The 5,210-nt window shown below is 59.7% G+C and carries 7 protein-coding genes and 1 pseudogene; 4 read left to right on the top strand and 4 right to left on the bottom strand.

Features of this window, described 5'->3' with window-relative positions; genetic code table 11:
* Nucleotides 1-856 precede the first annotated feature (856 nt).
* Nucleotides 857-1,159 (top strand): HU family DNA-binding protein, encoded by a 303-nt coding sequence (locus tag GNZ13_RS21730; protein ID WP_328807268.1) that lies wholly within the window; start codon nucleotides 857-859, stop codon nucleotides 1,157-1,159.
* A 199-nt stretch (nucleotides 1,160-1,358) separates the two neighbouring features.
* On the top strand, nucleotides 1,359-1,673 hold the full coding sequence (locus GNZ13_RS52530; RefSeq protein WP_236002122.1) for a hypothetical protein: 315 nt from the start codon (nucleotides 1,359-1,361) through the stop codon (nucleotides 1,671-1,673).
* 70 nt (nucleotides 1,674-1,743) lie between these two features.
* Here GNZ13_RS52530 and GNZ13_RS21720 read toward each other — a convergent pair whose 3' ends face one another.
* From GNZ13_RS21720 to GNZ13_RS21710, 3 genes are all read right to left on the bottom strand, one after another.
* On the bottom strand, nucleotides 1,744-2,193 hold the full coding sequence (locus tag GNZ13_RS21720) for a hypothetical protein (protein WP_172167970.1): 450 nt from the start codon (nucleotides 2,191-2,193) through the stop codon (nucleotides 1,744-1,746).
* A gap of 155 nt (nucleotides 2,194-2,348) precedes the next feature.
* Nucleotides 2,349-2,555 carry a hypothetical protein gene (locus GNZ13_RS21715; protein ID WP_172167965.1) on the bottom strand — a complete coding sequence of 69 codons (207 nt, stop codon included), beginning with the start codon at nucleotides 2,553-2,555 and terminating at the stop codon, nucleotides 2,349-2,351.
* A gap of 38 nt (nucleotides 2,556-2,593) precedes the next feature.
* Nucleotides 2,594-2,842: a hypothetical protein gene (locus tag GNZ13_RS21710; RefSeq protein ID WP_172167963.1), complete on the bottom strand. Its 249-nt coding sequence runs from the start codon at nucleotides 2,840-2,842 to the stop codon at nucleotides 2,594-2,596.
* 435 nt (nucleotides 2,843-3,277) lie between these two features.
* Here GNZ13_RS21710 and GNZ13_RS21705 point away from each other — a divergent pair, with 435 nt between their 5' ends.
* Both GNZ13_RS21705 and GNZ13_RS21700 read left to right on the top strand, forming a co-directional pair.
* Nucleotides 3,278-3,931, top strand: coding sequence for a TetR/AcrR family transcriptional regulator (locus GNZ13_RS21705; RefSeq protein ID WP_172167961.1), 654 nt, complete (start codon nucleotides 3,278-3,280; stop codon nucleotides 3,929-3,931).
* Nucleotides 3,932-4,055: 124 nt separating this feature from the next.
* Nucleotides 4,056-4,262 (top strand): annotated as a pseudogene (locus tag GNZ13_RS21700) (HU family DNA-binding protein); the annotation flags it as partial.
* A gap of 449 nt (nucleotides 4,263-4,711) precedes the next feature.
* On the opposite strand, the gene GNZ13_RS21695 reads toward GNZ13_RS21700, so the two are convergent.
* Nucleotides 4,712-5,210 (bottom strand): 3-hydroxyacyl-CoA dehydrogenase family protein (locus GNZ13_RS21695; RefSeq protein ID WP_236002121.1); only part of this gene is annotated, 499 nt, incomplete at its 5' end.

Genomic DNA, 5,210 nt, shown 5'->3' with positions numbered 1-5,210 from the left:
GAAGAGATGCATCAAGAGCAACTTCAGTTGGAACCCGGTAGAGGACCTTCTCAGAAGGGCCGATAGGTGTGCCCCCCTATGGGGGGCTTAATGCGAAACCACGTTCTACGAACGTGGTGATTCACTTTGACATAATTAAAGTTATCGACGTCGAGTGTGAAATTAGGCATTGGCGCATTAAAGGAGAATATAAAGTTAGTTTAACTGAGAATAGACGTATTGAATTGCTAGTAATGCTGATAATACGACTTATCGGCATTAAAACGGCGCACAAAAACGGCCCGCACAGCGCGGACCGGGTCTGGCGGAGCCGCGACGGGCGGCCAGTCTTGCCGCCAGCCCCGCCGCTGCTCCGTGTGTGGTCACGTGCCGTGAACACGGACCACGATGATAGTCACTGCGCCGGCGCGCGGCGGTAGTTTTTCAGTCGCGTCGCACCACGGGCGGTGTAAATGGAGGCCCGGATAATTCAGAGCTATACGGGCCTTCGTTTGCGGACACGCGTCCTCATTTCAGGCAGATGCCCGGCCGGATTGACGGAAGTAACCTGAGCCGCGAGGGACGCGGGCGCAAGCAACAGAAGGCATGGGGCAGACCGAGGCGTAGGCGAGGGTCGCGGCCGGCCGATCCTCGGGAATGCCGGGCCGCCGGCGCAGAACCCAGGCCGTTGACGTTTCGCGGTCAGCGTCCCTGACCTTGCATGTGCCAATTTCCTCAGGCGCCTTCAACAGGCGCGCCCCCGGTACGACAGGCGGCGACGGGCCGCCATCGGGAGGCGGACCGGGGGCGTGAAACCCGTGCAGTTGCGTGCCGATTGCGCGGAGGCGCGCCGATCGGGTAGGGTGTCGACATCATCATTCACTCAACGAGGAAAAAATCAATGAACAAACAGGAACTGGTGGATGCAGTCGCTGCTGCGACCGGAGAAAGCAAGGCCGCGACGGGTGAGACGGTTGACGCAGTGATCGCGGCAATAACTAGCGAGGTGACGAAGGGAAAGACGGTGCAACTGATCGGCTTCGGCTCGTTTTCCACAGGTGCGCGTGCCGCGCGGGTCGGTCGCAACCCGGCCACAGGCGCCGAGATCCAGATCCCTGCGGCGAAGACCGTCAAGTTCACGGCGGGCAAGGCATTCAAGGATGCGGTGAACGGCGGCTGAGACCAGGCACAAGCCGTCGGCCGGGTTCCTCCCGGCCGTACTCAGCCGGCCGCATCGCCGCTACCGTTGGGCGACAGGGAGAGGACGTGATTGCGCATAGAGCCTGGACCTGGGCAAGTCGGCCTGGTAGCATCGGTGGCGAGATGCCGCGATGTACCGCGGCCCCTGCGATTCGCTGCATATCTATATAGATAGCCGTATGGAAAAGAAACGATCGCGGATTCGCCGGGAGGCCTTGTGCCCGCCGATCGGCGCACTGCTGCGCTACCGTACGCGCATCGTGCGCGCGATCGCCGAAGCGCGTGGGCAGCGCGCGATGATCGAGTCACTCGATACGACGGGCAGGACCTTCGTCAGCACCGTCAAGTGGAACAGCTCGTGCGAAGTCGGCGCCCAGCTGTTTCTGAGTCAGGACGCCGTCTCGTGGCGGTCTGACGACCAACTGCAAAGTACAACTGCTCGGGCACCCCGGCTGTCCAACTTCCATATGACGACCGAGGTCCGTAACCTGTGACGAGCCGCGCATCACGTCGCAGCGGATGCGGAAAAGTAAGCGACTCGGGACGGCCGCGCCGCTGAGCGCGTCACGGTCCTCTGCAGAAAATGGCCGTTAGCAAGAGGGGAACTACTTGATGAATGACAGCGCCGCTGCCGGCCCGGCGCGCGTGCGCTTCTACTGACTCGGTGGGGCCGATCACCACCACGCCATAGGCTGAGTCCGTAACAGGCTGCCCATCTCCGCGCTTGAACAGTGCATCGTCGTGTTTATATCCGAGGACGGCGTAGACGCGAAAGCCAAATGCCGTCAGGTTGCTGCCGTGCGCCGGTCGAAATGCGTTGACCGAGTTCGCTTCGACGCGCATCGGCTTCGGATCGATGTACTGGTCCTTCAGGAGCGGGGCGATGAACGCGTGTGCGTTCGATCTACAGTCGAGTTGCGGATCGAGCGAATAGGCGTAGGACGAGACCGGAGGGAGCCCCGCGGCGATTGCAGCAAGCGCCGTCACCCAGGCGTAGGTTGCGGAAATCTTCATCAGTCTCTCCATCCAATCGAGCCCGCTCCCCAGTGTGAGCGAACTCGATCCAGCACCAGCGTGTCCTGCACCCGCTCCGGTTTCATGGCCTGTGGCCAGATGCGCATTCCGGGTCAGCGTGAAGGTCTCCATGGTGGCGCTCCGGCACCATTTCTTCAAGATGACGAGGACTCCGCGCACAGGCTGCTCCGACACTGAGACCCATCGGACTCCTCGTTATTCGCCAGTGCCGATTCCAACGCGTGAACAAAACGTTGAAACGCATCCAGCGTTCCATGGACGCTTCGGTACTCGGTGCGACCGATTTTGCCGTCAAGTACGACCAGCATTCCAGCATCCGCCGCCAATTCCAGGATGTTCATTCCATCCTCCTGAGATCGCCCGACTATCGACCTGTCGCTCATGCCGCAAGCGGGTAGGCGCGCATCGCCGGCGTGCTCGCCTTTGCCGGGAACACGTTCCACGAACCGTCATCGTGCCGGAAGAAAACGATGGTCAAACGTCCGTCCGGTCGCGCCACGCCGATCCGCACATAGCGCCGTCGATCCGATGATGTGCGACTGAACTCCATCACGCGTACCGTCACCACCGCAGAGTGCCCAAACCACTTTGCGACCAGCGATCGCAAGCACGTCTTGCCGGAACCCATCTCGCTCTCCTCTCACCGCGGCGCCACCATCGTGTCCCGCCAATTCGTGGCTGGAACATTGCAACGTCTTGTCGGTTACCTTACCGTCAACTATAGGTTGTATAACCTATAAATCAACCGCTTAATTTGAGTGCAAGGGTAAACGATATTGACCGATAGAAGTGTTGATTCATTGGACATTTGGCGTGTCGATACTTGGGAAAAACCGGTTTCTCAACCTATACTTAAGTCAGGTTAGACAACCTATTAAGCTGGGCGATTCCCGAAGCGACCGCCGCGCAGTCGCACCGCAGATTCGCCAACGCGATACCCGGAAAACGTAGAACCGCAACGACGATTGTTGTCGCACAGGGCGGTTGCGACCCCACGGGCCGCTGCCAGACGCGAACTTTGCGCCGAACAGCGAGACAGTCGGCGCCTCAGAACGGAGTGCACGTGAAAAAACTGACCCTCACTTCCGCAGCGATATTTGATCCACGAACCGCGACACTCGCGAGACGGCGCGGCAATCGGGAGAGCCGGGTGCCTGAGATCATCGATGTATCGATCAACGTGCTGATCGCAGCGGGTTACGCGGGGTACACGATCAACCGCGTGGCCAATGATGCGGGCATTCGCCTGAGCACGTTACAGCACTATTTTTCGACCCGTGAAGCGCTGTTGCGCGCCACGATCGAGGAGGTCGCTAAGCGGTACTTCGAACGCTTTCGAGGCTTTGCCGAAAACAGAAACCGCTCCCCGCAGGCGCGGCTCGAAGCGATCATCGACGACGCTTTCGCCGAATTTGTCAAACCTGGGATGCCTGCAGCCATCTTCGAAAGTTGGGGGTTGGCGCTGCATGAACCGTTTGCGCGCGATGTCGTCGTAGAGATACAAAAACAGTTCACGAGGCTCTTTGCGAAGCTCGTTGGCGAACTCAATCCGGTACTGTCGATGGAAGAACGCGAATTGCGTGGTGCATTGATCGTGTCCAGTTGCCAGGGCCTGGTCATTTTCCTTCGCTGGAATGAAGGCAACCCCTCGCAGCTGCATGCCTTCCGCAAAGCTGTCAAGGTCGTATGGAGTGGCCTCGGCAAGGCTGACGAATGAGCACGCGCGACCTGCTGCCATGAGTCTGTGGCGTCTCGCAGGTCATGGCTCACTCGCGTTCCGGTATGGTTTTATCGGCCGCTTAACCGGTTGGTACAACATCCCGCAAGTACATTTAATGGCTTTGAACAAGCAGGAACTGGTGGATGGGGACGCTGTGGCGACGGGCGCAAACAAGGCCGCAACGGGCGAGGCGATTGATGCGTTCATCTGCGCGGTCATGACCGCCGTCAGGAAGGGCGACACGGTACAACTGATCGGCTTCGGGTCTTTCTCCACTGGCGCCCGCGCAGCGCGCGTCGGCCGCAATTCGGCAACCGGCGCAGAAGTCTAGATCGCCGCGGCGAAATGAGAAATGAAGCCTGAAGCTGAAGAACGCGATTGGACAATTCTCGCGGCCACGTGGCATTTCGCGTGCGACGGCTTCACTGCGTCTCAGTGTGAGATATCGCGAAGGAAGCAGACGCTGGGCCTCCGCTTGTCGTGTACTACTTCGAAACGAAGCTTGGGCTTTACAAGTCAGTATTCCAATGCCGCAAGGCGCTGTTCGAGGAACGATTGGCCCAGCTCGAACAGATTGTGGACTTCGAGCAACCGGATGCTCAGCTCAAAATCACAACCGCCTCTTTGGTACCCATCGTAAAGAGCTACGCGAAGCCAGAGGGCAGGGACTATGCGCAGCTCGCCACGCGGGAGGCGTCCGACCCGCAGGAGGAAATCCGCGGCATCATCGAGGAGTCGTGGTGCCGCGCCCGCAGTGAGGTGTCGAACGCCGTTCAATTAGCCGTACCGATACACCCCTCGGCCACTTTTCCGCCCGAGACGCCCGGCTGCGACCATTTCGCGCAGCAGCGGGCAGGCCCGATATTTCGAATCGCCGAAGTCTCTCAGGAACACATCCGTCACGGAAAGAAGTACATCCAATCCGATCAGGTCCGCCAGTGCGAGTGGCCCGATGGGGTGATTGGCCCCAAGGCGCATTCCCTCGTCGATTTCTTCGGCCGTGGCGACACCTTCGGCCAGCAGGAAGAACGCTTCGTTGATCATGGGCACGAGAATCCGGTTAACCACGAACCCGGGTGAGTTTTTGACGCCGATCGGCGACTTGTCGAGCCGTACTGTCAGTTCGCGAACGACATTGGCGGTAGCAGCGCTGGTCTGCAAGCCGCGAATGATTTCGACGAGCGGCAACAGTGGGACTGGATTGAAGAAATGCATGCCGATAAAGCGCGACGGATCGGCGAGCGTCGCGCCGAGCGCAGTGATCGAGATCGATGAA

This window comes from Paraburkholderia elongata (assembly GCF_013177735.1).
Taxonomy (GTDB): Bacteria; Pseudomonadota; Gammaproteobacteria; order Burkholderiales; family Burkholderiaceae; genus Paraburkholderia; species Paraburkholderia elongata.
Note: the sequence above shows the minus strand (reverse complement) of the source record. Positions and strands in the feature narration are given on the sequence as shown.

Coding starts and splice junctions, on each gene's coding strand:
- GNZ13_RS52530 (WP_236002122.1), top strand. CDS start 1,359: ATGGAAAAGAAACGATCGCGGATTCGCCGGGAGGCCTTGTGCCCGCCG.
- GNZ13_RS21720 (WP_172167970.1), bottom strand. CDS start 2,193: ATGAAGATTTCCGCAACCTACGCCTGGGTGACGGCGCTTGCTGCAATC.
- GNZ13_RS21715 (WP_172167965.1), bottom strand. CDS start 2,555: ATGAACATCCTGGAATTGGCGGCGGATGCTGGAATGCTGGTCGTACTT.
- GNZ13_RS21710 (WP_172167963.1), bottom strand. CDS start 2,842: ATGGGTTCCGGCAAGACGTGCTTGCGATCGCTGGTCGCAAAGTGGTTT.